Raw genomic sequence first — 23,107 nt, 5'->3', positions numbered from 1 at the left:
CGGATACGGCGTGGCGGACGGGTCCGCGGCGGCGGGCGTGTCGTCCGCCGGAGCGCCGGGACGCTGCGGGGCGTGGGCAGCCGCCGGGAAGGCCGCCGCGGCGAACGCGGCGGAGGCGGTGGCCGCCACCACGAGGGCACGCCGGCCGGCCGGACGGGCGGGGGCGGCGGTGGAGAGCGGCAGGGCCCCGCGCCCGCGATGACAGCCAGGGCAGTCACAGTCGCTCGCCGGGTCGATCTCCTCGAATACCGGCGTCTCCATGCGATCTCCCTCACACTCCGGCCGGAAATGTCCGCTGCGGTACACGTGCGTCAGTTTCGCAACGGTCAGCGAGGCGCGCATGTTGACGGTCCGAATGATGTACGGACATCCCTGCGCGCCCCCTGCGCGGCGCCCGGCGGCCGGGAGGTGGTCGGGAGGTGGTCGGGAGGTGGTCGGGAGCACCCTCCGGGGTCGGGTAAAGTTGTTGAAGTCAGCAGGCGCCGCTAGCTCAGTTGGTTAGAGCAGCTGACTCTTAATCAGCGGGTCCGGGGTTCGAGTCCCTGGCGGCGCACCGACAGTCGAAGGCCTCTCGTGTGAACGAGGGGCCTTCGGTGTTTCCGGGCCCTCCACGCGATCTCCACAGACGCCACAATCGACGCGTATGGCCGGTAAACACCTCGTTTCCCGTCTTGCGATCATGCCGAACGGCGTAGAACCCTGGTCGGTCGAGGGGGTACGGAGCCGGTTGGCGGTACTGCGGGGTGAGGGGCCCGCAGGAGGCCCGGATGCCGAGGGGGCATCATGCAACCGGAAGGACGCCGTTCCATGTCTATAAGGTGTGGACGATGTGGTGACGGCGATCCACCACTGTTACGCCTGTGACGGTCCAGGGGAACCGGCACCGGGCGCTGTACGCGACGAAACACGCGTGACCTGCGTGTGGGGGGATGACTCATGACGTCGACGCCGCCGGGCGCCGGACCGGACTTCGATCCGTCCGAGACCACCCAGCTGAGAGTGGACTCACTCCGGATGTCCACCACGGGCACGTTCCGTCGGATAAAGAAGACGCTGCCGCGCTACGACTACGAGCACTACAGCCGGCTGGCCGGCCCCCTCACCCAGCCCGAGGATCCGGACCGGCCCTACAAGGTCCGCTACCGCTCGCTGCTGTCGCAGGAACCGCACCGCATCCGCGTCGCGCTGATGCTGGCCGCGGCGCCGCTGCTGTCGGTGGTGCTGCTGGTCTGGCTGCTCCAGCCCGAACACTGGACCGAGCGGGACTACCCGGCGTTCGACTGGCTGCCCGCGCTCGACGTCGTGATGCTCGTCTCGATCGGCCTGATCGAGCTGTTCCGCTGCCTGAACGTGCTGTCCAACGCGCACGCCACCCTGGTCGCCCGCGACCCGGTCCCGGTGGTGCCCGAGTCCGGCACCCGGGTCGCCTTCCTCACCTCCTTCGTGCCCGGCAAGGAGCCGCTGGAGATGGTGACCAAGACCCTGGAGGCGGCCGTCAAGATCCGCCACCGGGGCGTGATGCACGTCTGGCTGCTCGACGAGGGCGACGACCCGGAGGTGAAGGAGGTCTGCGCGCGCCTGGGCGTGCACCACTTCTCCCGCAAGGGCGTCGCCAAGTGGAACCAGGCCAAGGGCCCGCACCGCGCCAAGACCAAGCACGGCAACTACAACGCCTGGCTGGACGCGCACGGCGACGACTACGACTACTTCGCCTCCGTCGACACCGACCACGTACCGCTGCCGAACTACCTGGAGCGGATGCTCGGCTACTTCCGCGATCCGGACGTCGGCTTCGTCATCGGCCCCCAGGTGTACGGCAACTACGACAACCCGGTCACCAAGGCCGCCGAGTCGCAGCAGTTCCTCTTCCACGCGCTGATCCAGCGGGCCGGCAACCGCTACGGCTCCCCCATGTTCGTGGGCACCTCCAACGCGGTGCGCATCAAGGCGCTCAAGCAGATCGGCGGCCTGTACGACTCGATCACCGAGGACATGGCGACCGGCTTCGAGATCCACCGGCACCGCAACCCCGCGACGGGCCGGAAGTGGCGCTCGGTCTACACCCCCGACGTGCTCGCGGTCGGCGAGGGCCCCAACGCCTGGACGGACTTCTTCACCCAGCAGATGCGCTGGTCGCGCGGGACGTACGAGACGATCCTCAAGCAGTACTGGAAGGGCTGGTACTCGCTGCCGCCGAGCAAGCTCTTCAACTACACGATGATGATCATCTTCTATCCGATGTCGGCCATGAACTGGATACTCGCGGCGCTGAGCTGCGCCCTGTTCCTGGGCCTGGGCGCATCGGGCGTCAACATCGACCCGGCGGTCTGGCTGATGCTCTACGGCAACGCCTCCGCGCTCCAGATCGGCCTGTACGTCTGGAACCGCCGCCACAACATCTCCCCGCACGAGCCCGAGGGCTCCGGCGGTGTCGCGGGCATGGTGATGTCGGCGCTGTCGGCACCGCTGTACGCCAAGGCGCTGATCGACTCCGTGCTGCGCCGCAAGAGCAAGTTCGTGGTGACCCCGAAGGGCGACTCGGCCAGCCCGGACACCTGGTTCGGCACCTTCCGCTACCACTGGTACTTCATCCTGATCTTCGCCGCCTCGATGGCCGCCGGGTTCGTGTACGGCCACGCGCACCCCGCGATGATCACCTGGGCGACGTTCGCGCTGCTGATCACCGCGTCGCCGATGTTCGCGTGGCGGTACCAGATGCGGAAGGCGAAGCGCTCCGTCGCGCCGGAGGAGCCCGTCGCGGCGCCCGTCGCGGCCGAGCCCCGGCCGTCGGCACCGGTGCCGGCTCCCGCGCCCGAGCCGCAGGCGCCGGCGCAGCACCCGGGGCCGCACGCCCCGCAGCAGCGCCCCACGTGGGCCGCCTCCGGCGGGGGCGACGACCAGACCATGCAGATCGCCCTGGGCGGACTTGGGGGACGTAAGGAATGAAGCACCAGGCCGGCCGCCGTCGGGCCCGTCGACTCGCGATAGGCACGGTGGTGGTACTCGCGCTGGCCGGGATGAACGGGCCGTGGCTGTACCGCTTCGGCACCGAGAAATACCACCAGTACAAGATCAACCAGCCGGAGTACAAGGCCGCCAACGGCCGCTGGGAGATCATCGACTTCCCCGACGAGTACAAGCAGAACACCATTCACGCGGCGCTGCTGCGCACCGGCAAGGTGCTGCTCGTCGCCGGGTCGGGCAACAACGCGGACAACTTCGACGCGAAGAAGTTCGACACCCGGATCTGGGACCCCGTCAAGGGCACGATCAAGAAGGTGCCGACCCCGACCGACCTGTTCTGCACCGGCCACACCCAGCTCGCCAACGGCAATCTGCTGATCGCGGGCGGCACCAAGCGGTACGAGAAGCTGAAGGGCGACGTCACCAAGGCCGGCGGCCTGATGGTGGTGCACAACGAGAACCCGGACAAGCCGATCACGCTGCCCGCCGGCACCAGGTTCACCGGCAAGGAGAACGGCAAGACCTTCGTCTCCAAGGACCCGGTGCTGGTGCCGCGCGCCGAGAAGGTCTTCGACGAGGCGACCGGCGAGTTCCTGCGCAACGACCCGGGGCTCGGCCGGATCTACGTCGAGGCGCGGGAGAGCGGCTCGAAGTACGAGACGGGGACGCAGGACAACTACACGGTGCAGGGGCTGTCCGGGGCGGACGCGCGCAACACGTACGGCATCGCCGAGAAGCTCGCCCTCGACAAGAAGGACTTCCAGGGCATCCGGGACGCCTACGAGTTCGACCCGGTCGCAGAGAAGTACATCAAGGTCGACCCGATGCACGAGGCCCGCTGGTACCCGACGCTCACCACGCTGAGCGACGGCAGGATCCTCAGCGTCTCCGGCCTCGACGACATCGGCCAGCTCGTCCCGGGCAAGAACGAGATCTATGACCCGGACACCAAGAAGTGGACCTACACCGACAAGACCCGTCAGTTCCCGACGTACCCGGCGCTGTTCCTGATGCAGAACGGCAAGGTGTTCTACTCGGGTTCGAACGCGGGGTACGGGCCCGACGACGTCGGGCGTGAGCCGGGCGTCTGGGACGTGGAGACCAACGAGTTCGACGAGATCCCCGGGCTGAGCGACGCGAACATGATGGAGACGTCCGGCACGGTGCTGCTGCCGCCCGCGCAGGACGAGAAGTACATGGTGATCGGCGGCGGCGGGGTCGGCGAGTCCAGGCTGTCGAGCGAGAAGACGCGGATCGTCGACCTGAAGGCCGACAGTCCGAAGTTCGTGGACGGGCCCTCGCTGGAGAAGGGGACGCGGTACCCGCAGGCGTCGGTGCTGCCCGACGACAGCGTGCTGGTGTCCGGCGGTTCGGAGGACTACCGGGGGCGCAGCGACTCCAACATCCTCCAGGCGCGGCTCTACGACACCGAGAGCAACACCTTCGAGCGGGTCGCCGATCCGCTGGTGGGGCGCAACTACCACTCCGGTTCGATCCTGCTGCCCGACGGGCGGGTGATGTTCTTCGGGTCGGACTCGCTCTACGGCGACAAGGCCAACACCAAGCCGGGCAAGTTCGAGCAGCGCATCGAGATCTACACGCCGCCGTACCTGTACGGCGGGGAGCGGCCCGACCTCGCGGGCGGGCCGCAGACCATCGAGCGGGGCGAGTCGGGGACGTTCACCTCGAAGGCGGCGGCCTCCGTCAAGAAGGTGCGGCTGATCCGGCCGAGCGCGTCGACACACGTCACGGACGTGGACCAGCGGTCCATCGCGCTGGACTACGAGGTCTCCGGGGACAAGGTGACGGTGACCGTGCCGGAGAACAAGAACCTCGTGCAGTCCGGCTGGTACATGATGTTCGTGACCGACGGGGACGGGGTGCCGAGCAAGGCGCAGTGGGTTCAGGTGCCGTGACGTCTTGTGACGCCTGGGGCGGCGCCGAGCGCCCCAGGCCCTAGGTGTGCCAGAAGTACCGTTTCATGGCCCATGACGCCACCCGCTCGCCGGTGACGGCGCCGGCGACGTCCGCGGTCCTGGTGTGGATGCCGGCCCACACCCGGGCGTCGACGACGTCGCGGACGTAGTCCTCGGCGTACTCGTAGTGCCGGATGGCGCCCGTGTCGGCCGCGCGCATCTCGAGGTCGACGCGGGAGGTGCCCAGCAGCTTCTCCAGCGTGCGCATCCACGCTGCTCCCCAGGTGGCGTGGCCGCTGAGGTAGTCGGGGTGCGCGGGCGTGATGAGCAGGGGCTCCCACGTCGGGTCGGCCCGGGTCGCGGGGTTGCCGTCGGTGTCCGCCTCGCGGATGGCGGTGACCGGCCGCCAGGTGCCGTAGTGGAGCTTGGCGTCCCAGGCGGCGATCGTGGCGTCCATGATGACGGTGTTCACGGCGGCGTACAGACGGGCCGTCTCGACGATGTCGAAACCGTGCCGCGCGGCGTGGTCGCCCAGGGGGTACTGGACCTCCACCCGGGCCACGAACCGCGCCGTCTCCGTCTGCCAGGCGCTGCGGCGCGAGCCGGTCTTCGCACCGTACGCCTTCACCTCCGCCAGGTCCCGCGCGTACCGGGCCGAGGTCAGCCGAGGAGGCGGTCCGGGGCGGAACTGGCCGGGCTCGTCCAGCAGGAACGGGCGCAGCCGGCCGATCCACGCCGACGTGAAGTCCTGGTGGGCGGGCGGCGTCGGCCGCCACACCCCGGGCGCGGGCGGGGGTGTGAACGGCACGGAGGCGCCGCGTCCGTCGTCCGCGCGCAGCGCCATGATGTGCCGCGCCGACCGCTGTCCGAACGCCACGCCCGCCTTCTCACCGGGGCCGTCCGGGACCTTCGCCAAGGACGCCTGCCACGCCTTCTCCAGGGTGGCCCCGGCCTGTGGGAATCCGGCCCGCAGCACCTGGTAGGCCGCCGTCGCGGCGGCCGCTTCGGCCGACGCCCCGCGCGCGGCCCGCGCCCCGCGCCAGCGGTAGGGGACGTACCGCCCCTCGATGCCCACCACCGCGTTGTACATGGCCAGCGAGACGTACGCGTGCCACACCGCTTCCTCGGGGTCGATCAGTTCTCCCGTGGGGTCCACGGTCTCCGACACCCGCTGCGCCCACTGGGCGATCACCGACGGCGGCGGGGCCGCGGTGTCCGCCTCGGCGGGCCGTCCGGCCGCCACCCCGATCAGCAGCAGCGCCGCCGTCGCCACCGCCCCGCGTCTGCCCGCCTTCTTTCCGATACGCACCGCAGCTCTCTTCCGTCCGCCGTCCGTCGACGTGGTCATCGACAGGTATGACGGCCGGGGGAAGAGGACAAACGTCGCGGCGGGCGGAACCGGCCATCCGGGCGGCGGCACCACCCGCCCGACCGGTGGGGGCGTCCGGGGGTCAGCCGCTCGCGCCCCGGGTCAGTTCCAGGGCGTACTCCTCCCACCACTGCCCGGCCTTCGGGCCGCCCTTGCACTCGCCGTCGGACTCCCCCGGCCGCTTGACCCACAGGTAGGCGTCGACCAGCGGGTCGTCGGTGCGGGTCGTCGGGGTCTCGCCGAGGGCGCGGCCCGGCGGGTTGCACCAGCGTTCCGCCTCGTCGCCGCCGGTGTAGGGGCCGTTGCCGTTGCGGCTGGTGTCGATGACGAAGTGCTTGCCGCCGACCTTGGCGGAGAGCTGCTTGCCGTAGGCGATGGAGTCCTCGGTGGAGTAGAAGTTGGAGACGTTGACCGCGAAGCCGTCCGCCCGGTCGACGCCCGCCCACTTCAGCGGCTCGTGGATCTGGTCGGGGTTGCCCCAGCCCGCGTTGCCCGCGTCCAGGTAGACCTTGGTGTTCTTCAGCGCCTTGAGCTGGTCGACGGCGCCGCCCAGCAGGTCGTAGCGTTCCTCGTGGAACTCCTCGGGGGTGCAGCCGTCGACCAGGTGCAGGACCGCGTCCGGTTCGAGTATCACGGTGGCCGAGCGGTCGCCGATGCCCTGGGCCACGGCGTCGATGAAGGCGCGGTAGGAGTCGCCGTCGGCGGCGCCGCCCTGGGAGTACTGGCCGCAGTCGCGGTGCGGGATGTTGTAGAGGACGAGCAGCGCGGTGCGGCCGGCCTCGTCGGCGGCCTCGGTGAAGCCGCGGGCCTGTTCCTCGGGGTTCTCCGGGCTGATCCACTCGCCGACGGGCTGCTCGGCGATCTTCCGGACCTGCGCGGCCTCCGCGTCCTTGCCGGCCTTCTCCAGGGCGGCGAGCTGCCGGGCCGCGGTGCTGTCCGGGTTGACCCAGAACGGGTCGGTCTCCTTGGGCTGTTGCGTGATGCCGGCGCCGGCGTCCTTGCCCTGGCCCTTGCCCTGGTCGGCGTCCTTCCCGTCGTCGCCCGACGAACATCCCGCGATCAGCAGTGCCGCCCCCAGCACCGCCGCGGACACGCGTGTCGCCGCGGAAGTCCCGGCGAAACCGCCGGCCCCCCTGCTGCCGTACATCCAACCCCCCTGGGTGCACTGTTCCAGGGGTCAATCCTGACATACGGGAGTGGCGCCCACGAGGTGTCCGTCAGGTGCCGGTGCCTGTGCCTGTGCCGGTGTCTGTGCCGGTGCCGGTGCCGGTGAGGTAGGCCGAGACGACCACGTTCGCCGTGTAGGTGTTGCTGACCCGGTCGAAGGAGCCGCCGCAGGTGATCAGCCGCAGCTCGGCCCGTCCGGAGCGGCGGGGGCCGTATGCCTGCCGGGCGTCGAAGCCGTCGCGGGGGAGGACCTGTACGTCGTCCACGGTGAACTCGGCGGTCCGGCCGTCCTGGTCGCGCAGGACCCTGATCGTGTCCCCGGGTTCGAGGGTGCTGAGCCGGTAGAAGACGGCGGGGCGGGTCTCGGTGTCGACGTGGCCCACCATCAGGGCGGTGCCGGCCGCACCCGGGGTGGTGCCGGCCGCCCACCAGCCGACCGTGCCGGGGCTGGTGAACGGCGGTGGTTCCAGGGCGCCCTGGGCATCGAGGCCGCGCTCGGTCACCGGGGCCCGGATGCCGAGGCGGGGTATGTCGAGGCGCTGCGGCTCGGCGTCGCCCACCAGCGGGTGGTGGGCGGGCGGGAGGGAGAGGTACGGGGGTCGGCCGGCCGCCGCCATGTCGCCGGTGGCCGGCCCGGATATGCCGTCGGTGGCGTCGCGGCCCCACAGCCACAGGCCGAGGAGCAGCACCGTCCAGGCGATGCCGGTCACGAGGCGGGTGGGGGTGGTGGGGCGGTCGTGGTCCCGGCTGTGTTGTCGGTCGTGATTCCGGTCGGACATGTCGGTCAGTCCGTTCCGCGGCTCCGGCGGGCGCTGCGCAGCGCGACGGCCACGGCGGCGACGCCGGCCAGCACCAGGCCGGTGACGGCGTGGGCCGTGCCGGGTCCGGCCGGGCGGCTCTCGCCCTGGGGGGCGCGGCCGTTCCCGGCGCCGGTGGCGGCCAGGCGGTGCGCGGCGCCGCCGCCCGCGTCGACGGGGGCGACGGGCGAGGCGTGGACGGGGGCCGCCGGGGCCTCGGAGCGTCCGCTCTCCGGCCGCCGGGGGCGCTCGGTGACGGTGAGGCGGCCCTCGCGCCGCTGGGAGCCGCAGCGGACCTCGACCTCGTGGGCGCCGGCCGTGGCCGAGGCGCGGATCCGGGCGGCGCCGACCAGCGCGCCGTCGCTGCTGGTCAGGGAGAGCCGTACGGCGGACTCGAAGGCCGCCGAGGCGGCCACCGCGGACCTCTCGGCGCAGCCGGGCACGCGGAGGGTGACGTCCGTGCCGGGGGCGGGGTGCGCGGGGGTCACCGACACCCGGCCGGTGTTCTGCGCGTACGCCGTCGCCGGGACGAGCGCGGCGAGCAGCGCGGTCCCGGCACAGAGGGTGGCTTTCAGTGAGCCCATCGTGCACCTCCAGTCACCTTGGAGACTCCCCCGGGCGCCGGGCAGCCGCATCCGGTGCGGGCGCGGGGCTGCTCCGAACGGGGGACGACGGGCCACGACGGGTTTGGTGCTTAGCATGGTCGTCCACAGGCCCGTCCCCAGGTCCGTCCCCGGTCCACGCACGGCAGGAGTCCGCCCCCATGACAGAGCGCAAGCCCATCGAATCGTGGCTCACCGACATGGACGGGGTGCTGATGCACGAGGGCGTGCCGGTGCCCGGCGCCGACGCCTTCATCAAGAAGCTGCGGGACTCCGGGCGGCCGTTCCTGGTCCTCACCAACAACTCGATCTACACCGCCCGCGACCTGCACGCCCGGCTGAACCGGATCGGCCTGGAGGTGCCGGTCGAGAACATCTGGACCTCCGCGCTGGCCACGGCGAAGTTCCTGGACACGCAGCACCCCGGCGGCACCGCCTATGTCATCGGCGAGGCCGGCCTGACCACCGCCCTGCACGAGGCGGGGTACGTGATGACGGACACCGACCCCGACTTCGTGGTGCTGGGCGAGACCCGGACGTACTCCTTCGAGGCGCTGACCAAGGCGATCCGTCTGATCAACGCCGGCGCCCGGTTCATCGCGACCAACCCCGACAACACCGGGCCGTCCCCGGAGGGCGCGCTGCCCGCGACGGGCTCGGTGGCGGCGCTGATCACCAAGGCCACGGGGAAGGACCCGTACTTCATCGGCAAGCCGAACCCGCTGATGATGCGCACCGGGCTGAACGTCATCGGCGCGCACTCCGAGTCCAGCGCCATGATCGGTGACCGGATGGACACCGACGTACTGGCCGGTCTGGAGGCCGGGATGGAGACCTTCCTCGTCCTGACGGGGCTGACGACCACGGCCGACATCCACCAGTACCCGTACCGGCCCACGAAGATCGTGGACTCGATCGCGGACCTGGTGGATCTCGTCTGACGTCCTCGTCCGGGGCTCAGCGGCGTCGGCGGGCCAGCGCGACGGCGGTGGCGCCGGCGGCGGCCAGCAGTGCGGCGGCCGCCAGTACGGCGTAGGTCCGGCCCAGTCCCGTACCGGCGAGTTCGTCGGCGAACGGCAGGCGGCCGGAGGGGGCCGGGCTCTCGGTGCCGGTTCCGCCGGTATCGCTCCGGGCGCCGCCGGGCGTGACGCGGAAGCGGTAGTCGTTCGACTGGCCGATCCAGTCGCCGTCGCCCTCGCGGCGCTGGACGACGGCGGCGTTGGCGGTGACCTGGCCGGGCGCGGTGTCCGGGGTGAGCGCGAGCCGGATCCGCACGGTGAGCGTGCGCCCGGCTTCGACGGTGAAGCCGGGGAAGCCGTCGGCGTCGGCGGCGAGGACGCCGACCAGTTCGTCCGCGTCGGTCGCCTCGAAGCGGACGGCGTGCGGGCGGCCGTCGCCGTCGTGGAACTCCATGCGGGGCTGGGTGGGTTTCATCACGCGCTGTTCGTCGACGAGGACGACCACGGGGTGGATGCCCGCGCAGGTGCGGTCGGTGGTGTTGGTCAGGTCCAGGTACCAGGTGCCGGGGCCGCCGCCGGCCTCGTAGTCGCCGGGGCCGCCGTGGACGCGGGTGGTCAGCGGGAAGGTGTGGTCGTCGGGGGCGACGCAGGCCGGGAGGGGGGCGGGGCCCCGGGCCGGGGCGGCGGACGCCAGGGCCGGCGCGGTGGCCGGGCCGGCGAGGAGGGCGGCTGCCGCCACCAGGCAGGGTGACACGGGTGCACACAGTCGCATGAACACATGAGCGTTCCGCACGCGTACGGATGGGGGGTGCCACTCCGTCGCCCACTCCGAACGGGCGTACCCCGCGCCGCCGACCGGCGCAGCGGGGGCCGTCCGGCGGTGGAGTGCCGGCCGCTCCGCGGCGCGTCCGGCGCCACGTGGCCCGCGTGCGGCGTCATGCGTCCGGCGTCCGGCCGGTGGGATGACGGACGCTCGGCATCGCGTCCGGCGCCACCTGGCCCGCGTCGTACGTCACGCGCCCGGCGCCCGGCGCCCGGCGTCCGGCCGGTGGGATGACGGACGCTCGGCATCGCGTCCGGCGCCACCTGGCCCGCGTCGTACATCACGCGCCCGGCGCCCGGCGCTCGGCCAATGGGATGACGGACGCCCGGCATCGCGTCCGGCGCCACCTGGCCCGCGTCGTACATCACGCGCCCGGCATCACGTCGCGGGACCGGACACCCGGCGTCACGCGGCAGCGGTCGGCCGTCCGCGACGAGGCGTGGCCCGTCCGGCGTCACGTGGCCCGCGTCGTACGCCCGGCGGTCGGCGGCGTCGGCATCACGGGTCCGGACGCCACCCGCTCCCGACCCCGGTCCGCCCGCCCCCGGCGTCGGATCTCACGCGTCCCCCCGGCCGAACAGCGGCGACAGTACGAGGTGGGCCGCGCCCTCCGCGATCGCGCGTGCCCCGCCGGGCGCGGCCCGTACCGGCACGGCGGTCTCCTGCCCGCCCTCGCGCCGGGCGCGGGCGTCCAGCACCGCGCCGACACCGCCGACGAACGCGTCCGGCGCGCCCGCGACGGTACGGCCGCCGAGGAGGACCAGGTCGATGTCGAGCAGCCCGGCCAGGTTGGCGGCGCCCGCGCCCAGGACGCGGGCCGCCTCGGCGAGGTCGCCGCGGGCCACGGCGGCCAGGCACAGTGCCTCGACGCAGCCGCGGGCGCCGCACGGACAGGGCGGCCCGTCGAGCTGGATCACCTGGTGCCCGAACTCCCCCGCCCCCGTCCGCGCCCCCCGGTACACGGTCCCGTCGAACACCAGCCCCGCGCCGAGCCCGGTCCCCAGGTGCAGGTAGGCGAAGGAGCCGCGCTCGCCGCCGACCGCGAGGCCGAGCGCCGCCGCGTTGGTGTCCTTGTCGACGACGACCGGCACGCCGAGCCGCCCGGCCAGCGCGTCCCGCAGCGGGAAGCCGTCCCACTCGGGGAATCCGGTGACCCGGTGCAGCACCCCCCGGGCGTGGTCCAGGGGGCCGGGGAGGGCGACGCCGACGCCGAGGAGGGTGGGGGGAGCGGGCACCCGGAGGACGTCCGTGACCAGGTCGGTCACCTCGCGGGCCACCTCCGTCAGCACGGCCTCGGAACCCGCTCCCAGGTCGAGCGGGGCCCGCCGCTCCCCCGCCACCGTGCCCGCCAGGTCGACCAGGACGGCCCGCAGTTCGTCGCGGTCCAGGTGGACGCCGACCGCGTGCCCGGCCTCCGGCAGCAGCCGCAGGACCGTGCGCGGCTTGCCGCCCGTCGACGCCCGGTGCCCGGCCTCTGCGGCGAGGCCGTCCGCCCGCAGCCGGGCGGTGATCTTGCTGATCGCCTGCGGGGTGAGCCCGGTCCGCTCGGCCAGCTCCAGCCTGCTGATGCCCTCCGCCCCGGCCGTGCGCAGCAGGTCCAGCACCAGGGCGGTGCCGCGGCTGCGCGGGGCCGGTGGGCCGGGTTCGGGTCCGGGGCCGTTCGTCCTGTTCACCCGGCCATTGTCGCCGCTGCTTGCACTTTGGCAACACGGTTGCCAAAGTGGACGCATGACTGGCACTCCTCCCCTCCGCGTCGGCCTCGTCGGCTACGGCCTCGCGGGCTCCGTCTTCCACGCCCCGCTGATCGCCGCCACCGGGGGACTCGCCCTGGACACGGTGGTCACGTCCAGCCCGGAGCGGCAGCGGCAGGCCCGCGCCGAGTTCCCCGGCGTGCGGCTCGCCGGCACCCCGGACGAACTGTTCGCACGCGCCGGCGAACTCGACCTGGTCGTCCTCGCCTCCCCCAACAAGACGCACGTCCCGCTCGCCACCCGGGCCCTGGAGGCCGGCCTGCCGGTCGTGGTGGACAAGCCCCTCGCGGGCACCGCCGCCGAGGCACGCGCGCTGGCGTCGCTGGCCGAGGAGCGCGGCCTGCTGCTCTCGGTCTTCCAGAACCGCCGCTGGGACAACGACTTCCTCACCCTCCGGGGCCTCCTCGCCGACGGCGCCCTGGGCGACGTATGGCGGTTCGAGTCCCGTTTCGAACGCTGGCGCCCCCAGCCCAAGGGCGGCTGGCGGGAGTCCGGCGACCCGGCAGAGATCGGAGGTCTGCTGTACGACCTCGGCAGCCATGTCGTCGACCAGGCGCTGGTGCTCTTCGGGCCGGTCACCCAGGTGTACGCCGAGTCGCTGGTGCGGCGCGCGGGCGCGGAGGCCGACGACGACACGTTCCTCGCGCTCACCCACGCGAACGGGGTCCGCTCCCACCTCTACGTCTCCTCCACCACCGCCCAGCTCGGCCCCCGCTTCCGGGTGCTGGGCTCGCGGGCCGGGTACGTCAAGTACGGCCTGGACCCGCAGGAGGCGGCGCTGCGCGCGGGCGAGCGGCCCGGGCCCGGCTGGGGCGAGGAGGACGAGTCGCTGTGGGGCCGGCTGGGCTCCGGCGAGTCCCCGATGACCGGCGGCGGGCAGGCCGTGCCGTCCCTGCCGGGTGACTACCCCGCCTACTACGCGGCGGTGGCCGAGGCCCTGCTGAAGGGCGGGCCCGACCCGGTGGGCGCCCTGGAGGCGGCGGCCGCCCTGGACGTGCTGGAGGCGGCCCGGCGTTCGGCCCGCGACGGATCGGTGGTGGCGCTGTGACGACGAAGCCCGAGCTGACACCGAGCCTGGCGGAGCTGGAGGCGCAGGAACGCCGCCTGGTCTTCCGTTCCTTCACCCACGACGACGCGTGGGCGCTGGGTTCGCTCCTGGTGGAGCTGGCCCGTGAGCGCCAGGCGCCGGTCGCCGTCGACATCCACCGGTCCGGACAGCAGCTCTTCCACGCCGCGCTGCCCGGCTCCACGCCCGACAACGACGCCTGGATCGCCCGCAAGCGCCGGGTGGTGGAGCGGTACGGCCACGCGTCGTACCTGGTCGGCGCCCGGTTCCGGGCCAAGGGCACGACGTTCGAGGAGTCCTCGCGGCTGGACCCCGACACCTACGCGGCGCACGGCGGCTCCTTCCCGGTCACCGTGGAGGGCGTCGGTGTGGTCGGCGCGGTGACGGTCTCCGGGCTGCCGCAGCTCCAGGACCACCGGCTGGTGGTGGAGGCGCTGGAGCGGTTCCTGGAGCGGTGACCGGTCACCCGTCCGGCCGTCCGCCGGGAATCACCTCCGGTTCGCAGCGGTTGGCACGCGGTAGATGAGTGATCGTCACCGCACCCCACCGGAGGGACCGGAACCGATGAGCGACACCGCGGCTGCCCTGAGGAAATCCGTCGGACGGTACGGCGTCTGGAGCGCCGCCCTGCGCGCCGAGGACGCCGAGGGGCGCGGCGCGCGCGCCGAGGCCTCGGCCGAACTGGAGGAGCTGGGCTTCGGCGCCCTGTGGCTGGGCGGCAACAGCTTCGCCGAGCACGCCGTCCCGCTGATCGAGGCGACCTCGCGGATCGTCGTCGGCACCAGCATCCAGAGCATCTGGGAGCACGAGGCGTCCGAGGCCGCCGCCCGCTTCGCCGAGCTGGAGGTGGCCCGCCCCGGCCGCTTCGTGCTCGGCCTGGGCGTCAGCCACGGCCCGATGGTGAAGGGCTACGAGCGTCCGTACTCGGCGATGGTCGCCTACCTCGACGCGCTGGACCGGGCCGGGGTGCCGGACCACCGCCGGCTGCTGGCCGCGCTCGGCCCGAAGATGCTGGAGCTGTCCCGGGACCGGGCGGCGGGCGCGATCCCGTACCTGGTCACGCCCGAGCACACCGCGAAGGCCCGGGAGATCCTCGGCGACGGCCCGCTGCTGGCCCCGGAGTTCAAGGTGGTCCTGGAGTCCGACCCGGCGCGGGCCCGTGCCACGGCCCGCGGCTACCTCGGCCGCTACCTCCAGCTCCCCAACTACACCAACAACTTCCTCCGTCTCGGTTTCACCGACGCGGATGTCGCGGACGGCGGCAGCGACCGTCTGATCGACGCGGTGTTCGCCTGGGGCGGCGACGACACGGTCCGCCGCCGGATCGCGGAGTTCCACGAGGCGGGCGCCGACCACGTCGCCCTCCAGCTGGTGGAGGACGGCCCGGCCACGTCCCTGCCGAGGGAGGGCTGGCGCCGCCTGGCCGCTCTGCTCCGGTGACGAGGGGCGCCTGTTCAGGCGCCCTTCAGTTCCTGCCGCTGCCGCCCGAGCCCTTCGATCTCCAGCTCCACGACGTCCCCGGCCCGCAGGTACGGCTTGGGTTCGGGCCGCCCCATGGCCACCCCCGCCGGTGTCCCGGTGTTGATGACGTCACCGGGGTACAGGGTCATGAACTGGCTGACGTACCGCACGACCTCGGCCACCGGGAAGATCTGCTCGGCGGTCGTCCCGTCCTGCTTCAGCTCCCCGTTGACCCACAGCCGCAGCCGCAGGTCCTGCGGGTCCGGTACCTCGTCCGCCGTCACCAGCCACGGCCCCAGCGGGTTGAACGTCTCGCAGTTCTTGCCCTTGTCCCAGGTCCCGCCGCGCTCGGTCTGGAACTCCCGCTCGGAGACGTCGTGCGCGACCGCGTACCCCGCGACGCGGGCGAGCCCTTCCTCCGCCGACTCCAGGTAGCGGGCCGTACGCCCGATCACGACCGCCAGCTCCACCTCCCAGTCGGTCTTCACGGACCCGCGCGGTACGAGCACGGTGTCGTACGGCCCGACCACGGTGTCCGCCGCCTTGAAGAAGACGACGGGTTCGGCGGGCGGTTCGGCCCCGGTCTCCCGGGCGTGGTCGTGGTAGTTGAGCCCGATGCACACGACCTTGCCGATGCGGCCCAGCGGCGGCCCGATCCGCAGCCCCGTCCCGTCGAGCACGGGCAGGTCGCCGGCGTCGGCGGCGGCCCGGACCCGGGCGAGCGCCGCCTCGTCGGCGAGCAGCGTCCCGTCGACGTCCGGCACCACGCCCGACAGGTCGCGCAGGGTGCCGTCGGCGTCGAGCAGCGCGGGCCGCTCCGCCCCGGCCGTACCGACTCGCAGCAGCTTCATGTTCTCTCTCCCTCGGTCGCGGACCGCCCGTCCGACGGGGCGGGGCGGCGCCCGGGTGCGGCGGGCGGCCCATCCATCGGAGGACTGGTCGATCCTCCAAGGTCACGTTCGGCTCCGCAAGACCCTGCCGGGGCTCACCGGTACAGGACGGCCCGTTCGACGACGCTCCAGGTGGTGCTGGTGACGACGTAGAGCGCGGCGGCGAGCGGGACGACGGCCACGGTGACGAGGGTGAGGAAGGACATGAACGGCATGGCCTTGGTGAGCGCGGTGACGGCCCCCGCCCCCGGCGGCTGCTCCTGCCCGGCGGCGGGGAGCACCGGCCGGCCGGCCATCGTGCGCCGGGTGAGCCGGTAGCTGACCGCGGCGACGGCGGTGACGAGCGCGAACAGTCCCGCGTAGACGAGCCCGGCGCCGCCGGCCGGCCCGCCGCCCGCGAGCGCGTCGCCCCAGTTCCCGCCCAGCGGGGCGGCGAACAGCTGGTGGCCGAGCAGATGGTTGGCCTGTCCGCCGAGGGAGGTGCTGGAGAAGAGGTGGTAGAGGAGGAAGAAGGCGGGCAGCTGCACGAGGCCGGGCAGGCAGCCCGCCAGCGGTGACACCTTCGCCTCGGCGTGCAGGTCGAGTACGGCCCGCTGCAACTTCTCAGGGCGCTTGGCGTACGTGCGGCGCAGTTCGGCGATCTTCGGCTGAAGTGCGGTGCGGGCCTTCTGCCCGCGGGCGGCGGCCCGGGACAGCGGATGGAGCAGGAGCCGTACGAGCGCGGTGAACAGGACGATGGCGGCGGCAGCGGCGCCGGCGCCGAACAGCGGCTGGAGCAGGTCGGCGAGGCCGCCGACCAGATCGGCGAACACGGACATGGTGAGGAGCCCTCCGGGGGTCTCGTCGTGCCGGGTGAGGGGAACGGCGGGACCGGCGGACCGGGTAGGGGCACGGAAAACGGTGAGCAGAAGCGCACCGGGTGCTCAGGGGGCGCTCGGATGAGCGGTCTGTGAGCAGGGAGGTGGAAGTGTGCCCTACGCGGCGGTCGCCGGGAGGGCGCGGCCGGGTGCTCGGGGCCTGCGGCGGCCGGCGGCGTCGGGATCGCGTTGCGGCAGGAAGGCCGTACGCCGGTCGCGGTCGCGGATGGCCGTACGGACCCGGGTGGGCGGCACGACGGGCGCGCAGCGCGCGGCGGCGAGGGCGCAGAGGCTGAGCGCGGAACCGACCGCGGCGGTGGCGGCCAGCGCGACGGTGACGGAGAGCCCCCCGGCGTCGACCAGGGCGAACTGCACCAACACCGCGAGGAGCAGCACGGCGAGGGCCCGGAAACGTGCGCCGGTACGACTACGGCCCATCGACGCCCCCTCCCCGCTCACCCGTGCGACTCTTCTTCCGCTCATCCGGTTATACCGCATCCGCCGCCGAAGACGCGGCCCCGAGGTGATCGGTTCCGTTGCCTACGGGGCCGCAGGCCGTCTCTGGCCGAAACGCGGACGCCGAGCGCCGCCTCGGTGGACTCAGGTACGACGGCTACCGTGCTCGTGCGCACACGCGATGACCGATCAACTGCACGACAGGGGGCCCGACATGAGCACCGACGCCGCACGGCTGCGATCAGGCCTGGCCGCCCTGGCGGCGACCGGGCAGGGCGATCTCCGGTCGCTGGTGGGTGAGTTCCGGCGCACCGAGGTGCTGGTGCCGGTGGTGGACGGCTCGGTGCTGTCGGCCGAGGCGGGCGGCGTCCGCTGGCTCTTCGCCTTCACCGACGCGACGGCGCTGGACCGCTTCGCCCGGGCGCGGGGTGAGACCGCGCTCGACGAAGTACTGGTGCACGGTGCGAGGTTGCTGGATCACGTGGTCCCGTGGGTGGCGCGGGCGGGCGCCCCGGTGGGCATCGCCCTGGACGCGGGCAGCCCGGCGGGCATGGTGCTGCCCCCGGTGCGGGGCGTCGTCCCGGACGCGGCGGCGCTGGACACGGACGCGGACACGGACACGGACGCGGACACGGACGCGGACACGGACGCGGACTCGGACGCGGAAGGAACGGACGCGTGAGCGGCGGCGGTTACCGGGTCGATCCCGAGGCGCTGGAGCGGATCACCCGGGGCATCGACCTGGCGATGGCCGAGCTGAAGGAGCTGGGCTTCGACATCGAGGCCGGTCTGGGGCGCGGCTTCGACGACCTGGAGCTCAAGGACCTGGAGGTGGGCGACGCCGCGCTGTGCCAGGTGTTCGCCGACTTCTGCGAGCGGTGGGGCTGGGGAGTGCGCTCGCTGGTGCGGGACGCCAACGAGTTCGCGCAGCGGCTGAACCTCTCCGCCGGGCTCTACCACGAGCAGGAGCAGTACGTCTCGAACACGCTCAAGGGGCTGTGGACGGCGGCCGCCGGCAACCCGTACCTGACCGAGGAGCAGGTCGCGCAGCGGTCCTGGTCACAGACGCTGAAGGACAACTCCGTCTCCCACGTCATGAACCCGGACTACGGCGCGGAGTCCGTCCTGGAGGCGGACCGGGCGGCCCGGCAGGCGTGGGCGCAGGCCGAGCAGGACGTGGAGACCTCGACGGTGACCCCCGACGCGCCGTTCGACCCGAGGACGGACTGGCAGTGGGGCGGGCCGTCCCAGGCGTCGCCCGGGGAGGCTGAGCGCTGATGGGCCTGGGGGATGTCGTGAACGGCCTCGGGGACGGGCTGGAGAGTGCCGTCGAGGGCGTCAAGGAGGGCGTCGGCGGCGCCGTCGACTGGGGTGCGGACCAGGCCGCGGACGGTCTGGCCGCCGTCGGCGCGGACGGACTGGCCGAAGGCGTGCGCGACTTCGGCGAGGGGGTGCACAACCGGCTCGGCGGCGATGTCGCCGAGCGCGAACTGGGCGAGAGCGAGGACCCGAAGGAACTGGTCCACGGCAGCGCGCCGGCGCTGGAGGAGCGGGCCCGGCACCTGCGCGACTTCTCCAGGGCGTTCGAGACCGTCGGCCAGGGGATGCGCTCGCTGGGTACCGACGGGTGGCAGGGCGAGGCCGCGGACGCCTTCCGGCAGAAGTTCGACCTGCACCCGAAGCAGTGGCTGACCGCCGCCGACGCCTGTGAGAGCGCGGCGGGCGCCCTGGAGGCGTACGCTGACACGGTGCGCTGGGCGCAGCGGCAGGCGGAGGCGGCGATCGACGCCTACCGCGACGCGCAGGAGACCAGCCGGCGGGCGGTGGACGCGCACAACGCCCGGGTGGCGGCGTACAACCAGGCCGCCGAGCGGTACAACGCGGCCGCCGCAGCGGGAGCCGACCCGGGGGCGCGGCCCACCGAGCCGGGCGCCTTCGTCGATCCGGGGACGGCGGGCCGGCGGGAGGCCGAGGAGATCCTGGCCGAGGCGCGCCGCCAGCGCACCGACGCCGCCCGCGACGCCCAGCGCCGGGTGGCCGCCGCCCTGGAGACGGCGCCGCCGAAGCCGGAGTTCACCAGCCGGCTGGGCGCCGACGCCGCGGACCTCTTCGTAGGCACCCAGCTCAACCAGGCCCACGTCATCGGCGGCCTCCTCAAGGGCGGCGCGGACGTGGTCAAACTCGCCCGCACCGTCAACCCGTTGGACTCCTACAACATCACCCACCCCGGCGACTGGCTGAAGAACTCCAGCATGCTGCTGGCCGGCCTGGTGGGCACAGCCGCCCATCCCGAACGCCTGCCCGCGGCCGTCCTCGGCAGCGGCTGGCGCAGCGATCCGGGCGAAGCCGCAGGCGTCCTCGTCTCGAACCTGATCGGCGGCAAGGGCGCGGGCGGCGTGGCCCGCGGGGCCGCTCGCGGGGCGGCGCGCGGGGCCGCGAAGGGCGCGGCGACCGGAGCCGCCCGCAAGAGCGTCGGCCAGGCGCTCAAGGACGTCGCCCGGGAGTACAAGTGCAAGTGGTTCGGCGACCCGGTCGACATGGCCACCGGCCGCATGGCCCTGCCCCAGACCGACGTGACGCTCCCCGCCAGGTTCCCCCTGGTCTTCTCCCGCCAGTTCGAGTCGTCCTACCGGGCGGGCCGCTGGTTCGGCCCGAGCTGGACCTCCACCGCCGACCAGCGTCTGGAGATCGACGCCGAGGGTGTCGTACTCGTCCGTGACAACGGTGCCCTGCTGGCCTACCCGCACCCCGCCCCAGGCGTCCCCACCCTGCCCCTCCAGGGCGGCCGCTACCCCCTGACCGTCGACGCCCACGGCGACTACACCGTCACCGACCCCGCCGCCGGCCGCACCTGGTACTTCGCGTCCCCGGGCGGCGACGGCGACGGCATCGCCCTGCTGGAACAGATCAGCGACCGCTGCGGCCAGTGGATCGCCTTCGCGTACGACGACGAGGGCGCCCCCACCGCGATCACCCACTCGTCCGGCTACCACCTCACCCTCACCACGGCCGGCGACCGCGTCACCGCCCTGCACCTGGCCGACCCCACCGCCGACGGCGGCGCCGTCGAACTGGTCCGCTTCGGCTACGACGAGGCCGGCCACCTGGCGACGGTGACGAACTCCTCCGGCCGACCCCTCCGCTTCACCAACGACGCCTCCGGCCGCATCACCACCTGGACCGACACGAACGGCTCGTCGTACCACTACGTCTACGACGACCAGGGCCGCTGCACCTCCCAGTCGGGCGACGCCGGCCACCTGCGCAACACCTTCACCTACGCCGACCCCGACCCGGCGACCGGCCTGCGCACGATCACCGCGACCGACTCCCTGGGCCACAGCACCCGCTACCACGTCAACAGCGACCTCCAGGTGGTGGCCGAGACCGCCCCCGACGGCGCGACGACCCGCACGACGTACGACCGCGAGGACCGCCCGGTCACCATCACCGACCCCCTCGGCCGCACCCGGAGCTACGCCTACGACGAGGCGGGCCGCCTGCTGATGGCCGTCCGCCCCGACGGCCGCTACACCAGCGTCGGCTACGACGACCAGGGCCTGCCGGTCTCCATGTCCAACCCCGACGGCAGCCACGTCACCCAGCGCTTCGACGAGTGGGGCAACCGCACCGCCCTGACGGACCACACCACCCGAACCACCACCCGCTACGCCTACGACGACCTCGGCAACCTGTCCGCGATCACGGACGCGACGGGCGCGACGACCACCGTCCACTGCGACCCGGCGGGCCTGCCGCTGCGGATCACGGACCCACTGGGCGCCGTGATCCACTACACCCGCGACGCCTTCGGCCGCCCGACCACCATCACGGACCCCCTGGGCGCCACCACCCGCCTGGAGTGGACCGTCGAGGGCCGCCTGTCCCGCCGTACCGCACCGGACGGCACCACGGAGTCCTGGACCTACGACGGCGAGGGCAACTGCACCACCCACACCGACGCGCTGGGCGCCGTATCCCGCTTCGAATACACCCACTTCGACCTGCTCACCGCCCGCACCGGCCCCGACGGCGTCCGCTACGAGTTCGACCACGACACGGAACTGCGCCTGACCAAGGTCACCAACCCCCAGGGCCTGACCTGGTCCTACACCTACGACCCCGCCGGACGCCTCGTCACGGAGACGGACTTCGACGACCGCACGCTGACGTACGCGCACGACGCCGCGGGCCAGCTGACCGCGACGACCACCGCCGCTCGCCAGGTCATCCGCTTCGAACGGGACGTACTGGGCCGCGTGACGAGCAAGGACGCCGCCGGAACGGTCACGACCTACGCGTACGACGCGACCGGCGCCCTGACCCACGCCAGGAACCCGGACGCGACCCTGACCTGGCAGCGAGACGCGGCGGGCCGCGTGACGGCCGAAACGCTCAACGGCCGCACCCTCACCCACACCTACGACACCCTGGGCCGCCGCACCGGCCGCACCACCCCCACCGGCGCGACCAGCACCTGGACCTACGACGCGGCCGGCAACCGCACCACCCTCACCACCGGCGCCCACACCCTCGCCTTCACCCACGACCCCACGGGCCGCGAGCTGACCCGCCGCATCGACGGCACCCTGACCCTCTCCCAGACCTTCGACCCGCTGGGCCGCCTCACGTCCCAGCACCTCACGGGCCCGGCCGACCGCCTCCTCCAGCACCGCGCCTACACCTACCGCGCCGACGGCAACCTGACCTCGATCGACGACCACCTCTCCGGCACCCGCCGCTTCGACCTGGACGCCACCGGCCGCGTCACCGCCGTCCACGCCGCGAACTGGACGGAGTCCTACGCCTACGACACGGCCGGCAACCAGACCCACGCCACCTGGCCGCCCTCCCTCCCCGGCCAGGAGTCAACCGGCCCCCGCACCTACACCGGCACCCGCATCACCCGCGCGGGCACGGTCCGCTACGAACACGACGACGCCGGCCGCGTCACCCTCCGCCAGAAGGCCCGCCTCTCCCGCAAGCCGGACACCTGGCGCTACACCTGGGACGCCGAGGACCGCCTCACCTCCGTCACCACCCCCGACGGCACGACGTGGCGCTACGGGTACGACCCGTTGGGCCGCCGCACAGCCAAAGAGCGCCTGTCCCCTGACGGCACGACGGTCACCGAACGGACGACGTTCACCTGGGACGGCACGACCCTCACCGAACAAACCACGACCCATCCCGGCACCCCCACCCCGGCCACAACCCTCACCTGGGACCACGACGGTCTGCGCCCACTGACCCAGACGGAACGCCGGACCCCGTCCGACACCTCTCAGGAGGAGATCGACCGGCGCTTCTACGCGATCGTCACGGACTTGGTCGGCACGCCGACGGAACTGATCGACGACACCGGCACGATCGCCTGGCGCCCCCACACCACCCTGTGGGGCACCACAACCTGGGACCCCACAGCCACCGCGTACACACCACTGCGATTTCCGGGACAGTATTTCGATCCGGAGACCGGGCTTCATTACAACTACTTCCGGCATTACGATCCGGAGACGGCTCGGTATCTGACGCCTGACCCGCTGGGCCTGGCGCCTGCGGACAACCCAGCCAGCTACGTTCACAACCCCCACACCTGGACCGACCCCCTCGGACTGGCACCGTACGGACCCCTCGGGGAAAGGACCAACCCTTTCTCGTCGCGGGCCGAGGCAGAAAAAGCGGCGCATGAACTGGCGGGCATCGGGCCTGACGCTGAGCTACTTGCGGAGTGGCAGGTCGTGGGAGATATTAGAATGAAACATATCGAGGGATTCATTTATTCAAGCGAACCTTCGCACTGGGGAAATTTTCGTCAGTATGAGACGCCACAGGGATCGCGCGTGGTAGTGGAACACACTCACGATCCCGCCGGCCCCCACTTCCACGCGGGAAAGCCGAAATTCGTCAGCACTCGCGAATGGGTCAACTTTGGCTGGGACAACAGAGACTATGGAAAATTGGAGAGGTATGCGAAAATAAACAAACCCGGCGGCGATCACCACCTGTTCTACGGCGAGTAAGAAAGA

Annotated in this window: 18 protein-coding genes, 1 tRNA gene and 1 pseudogene; 10 read left to right on the top strand and 10 right to left on the bottom strand. The window is 72.6% G+C overall.

The window, feature by feature from the left end; all coding sequences use genetic code 11:
- Positions 1 to 261, bottom strand: a pseudogene (locus tag J7I94_RS09565) (hypothetical protein); the annotation flags it as partial.
- 218 nt (positions 262 to 479) lie between these two features.
- Here J7I94_RS09565 and J7I94_RS09560 point away from each other — a divergent pair.
- The 3 genes from J7I94_RS09560 to J7I94_RS09550 all read left to right on the top strand — a co-directional run bounded on the left by J7I94_RS09560 (position 480) and on the right by J7I94_RS09550 (position 4,880).
- Positions 480 to 553: transfer RNA gene (locus tag J7I94_RS09560), tRNA-Lys, on the top strand.
- Positions 554 to 936: 383 nt separating this feature from the next.
- On the top strand, positions 937 to 2,946 hold the full coding sequence (locus J7I94_RS09555; RefSeq protein ID WP_215166541.1) for a glycosyltransferase family 2 protein: 2,010 nt from the start codon (positions 937 to 939) through the stop codon (positions 2,944 to 2,946).
- The gene (locus tag J7I94_RS09550; RefSeq protein ID WP_215166540.1) at positions 2,943 to 4,880 is read left to right on the top strand and encodes a kelch motif-containing protein; all 1,938 of its coding nucleotides are present in this window, start codon (positions 2,943 to 2,945) and stop codon (positions 4,878 to 4,880) included. The genes J7I94_RS09555 and J7I94_RS09550 overlap by 4 nt, the downstream gene beginning before the upstream one ends.
- 40 nt (positions 4,881 to 4,920) lie before the next feature.
- Here the strand turns inward: J7I94_RS09550 and J7I94_RS09545 are convergent, their stop codons facing one another.
- The 4 genes from J7I94_RS09545 to J7I94_RS09530 all read right to left on the bottom strand — a co-directional run bounded on the left by J7I94_RS09545 (position 4,921) and on the right by J7I94_RS09530 (position 8,797).
- A complete protein-coding gene (locus tag J7I94_RS09545) occupies positions 4,921 to 6,189 on the bottom strand; it encodes a vanadium-dependent haloperoxidase (RefSeq protein WP_215166539.1) in 1,269 nt (422 codons plus the stop codon).
- 142 nt (positions 6,190 to 6,331) lie between these two features.
- Complete coding sequence (locus tag J7I94_RS09540; protein WP_215166538.1) at positions 6,332 to 7,396, bottom strand: glycoside hydrolase family 6 protein; 1,065 nt, start codon at positions 7,394 to 7,396, stop codon at positions 6,332 to 6,334.
- A gap of 70 nt (positions 7,397 to 7,466) precedes the next feature.
- Positions 7,467 to 8,195: a class F sortase gene (locus J7I94_RS09535; protein WP_215166537.1), complete on the bottom strand. Its 729-nt coding sequence runs from the start codon at positions 8,193 to 8,195 to the stop codon at positions 7,467 to 7,469.
- Between the two features lie 5 nt (positions 8,196 to 8,200).
- The gene (locus tag J7I94_RS09530; RefSeq protein WP_215166536.1) at positions 8,201 to 8,797 is read right to left on the bottom strand and encodes a hypothetical protein; all 597 of its coding nucleotides are present in this window, start codon (positions 8,795 to 8,797) and stop codon (positions 8,201 to 8,203) included.
- A gap of 179 nt (positions 8,798 to 8,976) precedes the next feature.
- Here J7I94_RS09530 and J7I94_RS09525 point away from each other — a divergent pair, with 179 nt between their 5' ends.
- Complete coding sequence (locus J7I94_RS09525) at positions 8,977 to 9,756, top strand: HAD-IIA family hydrolase (RefSeq protein WP_215166535.1); 780 nt, start codon at positions 8,977 to 8,979, stop codon at positions 9,754 to 9,756.
- A gap of 16 nt (positions 9,757 to 9,772) precedes the next feature.
- Here J7I94_RS09525 and J7I94_RS09520 read toward each other — a convergent pair whose 3' ends face one another.
- Complete coding sequence (locus tag J7I94_RS09520; protein WP_215166534.1) at positions 9,773 to 10,546, bottom strand: hypothetical protein; 774 nt, start codon at positions 10,544 to 10,546, stop codon at positions 9,773 to 9,775.
- A gap of 608 nt (positions 10,547 to 11,154) precedes the next feature.
- A complete protein-coding gene (locus J7I94_RS09515; protein WP_215166533.1) occupies positions 11,155 to 12,327 on the bottom strand; it encodes an ROK family transcriptional regulator in 1,173 nt (390 codons plus the stop codon).
- Here J7I94_RS09515 and J7I94_RS09510 point away from each other — a divergent pair.
- From J7I94_RS09510 to J7I94_RS09500, 3 genes are all read left to right on the top strand, one after another.
- Positions 12,326 to 13,396, top strand: coding sequence for a Gfo/Idh/MocA family oxidoreductase (locus J7I94_RS09510; RefSeq protein WP_215166532.1), 1,071 nt, complete (start codon positions 12,326 to 12,328; stop codon positions 13,394 to 13,396). The genes J7I94_RS09515 and J7I94_RS09510 overlap by 2 nt on opposite strands.
- Positions 13,393 to 13,872: a heme-degrading domain-containing protein gene (locus tag J7I94_RS09505; RefSeq protein ID WP_215166531.1), complete on the top strand. Its 480-nt coding sequence runs from the start codon at positions 13,393 to 13,395 to the stop codon at positions 13,870 to 13,872. The genes J7I94_RS09510 and J7I94_RS09505 overlap by 4 nt, the downstream gene beginning before the upstream one ends.
- Positions 13,873 to 13,978: 106 nt before the next feature.
- Positions 13,979 to 14,854, top strand: a complete 876-nt coding sequence (locus J7I94_RS09500) for an LLM class F420-dependent oxidoreductase (protein ID WP_215166530.1) — start codon at positions 13,979 to 13,981, stop codon at positions 14,852 to 14,854.
- Positions 14,855 to 14,868: 14 nt separating this feature from the next.
- On the opposite strand, the gene J7I94_RS09495 is transcribed toward J7I94_RS09500, so the two are convergent.
- From J7I94_RS09495 to J7I94_RS09485, 3 genes are all read right to left on the bottom strand, one after another.
- Complete coding sequence (locus J7I94_RS09495) at positions 14,869 to 15,726, bottom strand: fumarylacetoacetate hydrolase family protein (RefSeq protein ID WP_215166529.1); 858 nt, start codon at positions 15,724 to 15,726, stop codon at positions 14,869 to 14,871.
- Between the two features lie 134 nt (positions 15,727 to 15,860).
- Positions 15,861 to 16,583, bottom strand: coding sequence for a YidC/Oxa1 family membrane protein insertase (locus J7I94_RS09490; protein ID WP_215166528.1), 723 nt, complete (start codon positions 16,581 to 16,583; stop codon positions 15,861 to 15,863).
- Between the two features lie 156 nt (positions 16,584 to 16,739).
- Positions 16,740 to 17,060: a DUF6412 domain-containing protein gene (locus tag J7I94_RS09485; protein ID WP_215166527.1), complete on the bottom strand. Its 321-nt coding sequence runs from the start codon at positions 17,058 to 17,060 to the stop codon at positions 16,740 to 16,742.
- 232 nt (positions 17,061 to 17,292) lie between these two features.
- Between J7I94_RS09485 and J7I94_RS09480 the strand changes: the two genes are divergently transcribed.
- From J7I94_RS09480 to J7I94_RS09470, 3 genes are read left to right on the top strand one after another with little or no spacing between them, the layout of a single operon-like run.
- Positions 17,293 to 17,760 carry an SseB family protein gene (locus tag J7I94_RS09480; RefSeq protein WP_215166526.1) on the top strand — a complete coding sequence of 156 codons (468 nt, stop codon included), beginning with the start codon at positions 17,293 to 17,295 and terminating at the stop codon, positions 17,758 to 17,760.
- A complete protein-coding gene (locus J7I94_RS09475) occupies positions 17,757 to 18,356 on the top strand; it encodes a hypothetical protein (RefSeq protein ID WP_215166525.1) in 600 nt (199 codons plus the stop codon). The genes J7I94_RS09480 and J7I94_RS09475 overlap by 4 nt, the downstream gene beginning before the upstream one ends.
- Entirely contained in the window at positions 18,356 to 23,101 is a 4,746-nt protein-coding gene (locus J7I94_RS09470; RefSeq protein WP_215166524.1) for a putative T7SS-secreted protein, read from the top strand. Before J7I94_RS09475 ends, J7I94_RS09470 begins: the two co-directional genes overlap by 1 nt.
- Positions 23,102 to 23,107 lie beyond the last annotated feature (6 nt).

The organism is Streptomyces sp. ISL-12, assembly GCF_018614415.1.
Classification (GTDB): Bacteria; Actinomycetota; Actinomycetes; order Streptomycetales; family Streptomycetaceae; genus Streptomyces.
This window is presented reverse-complemented; position numbering and strand designations above follow the sequence as displayed.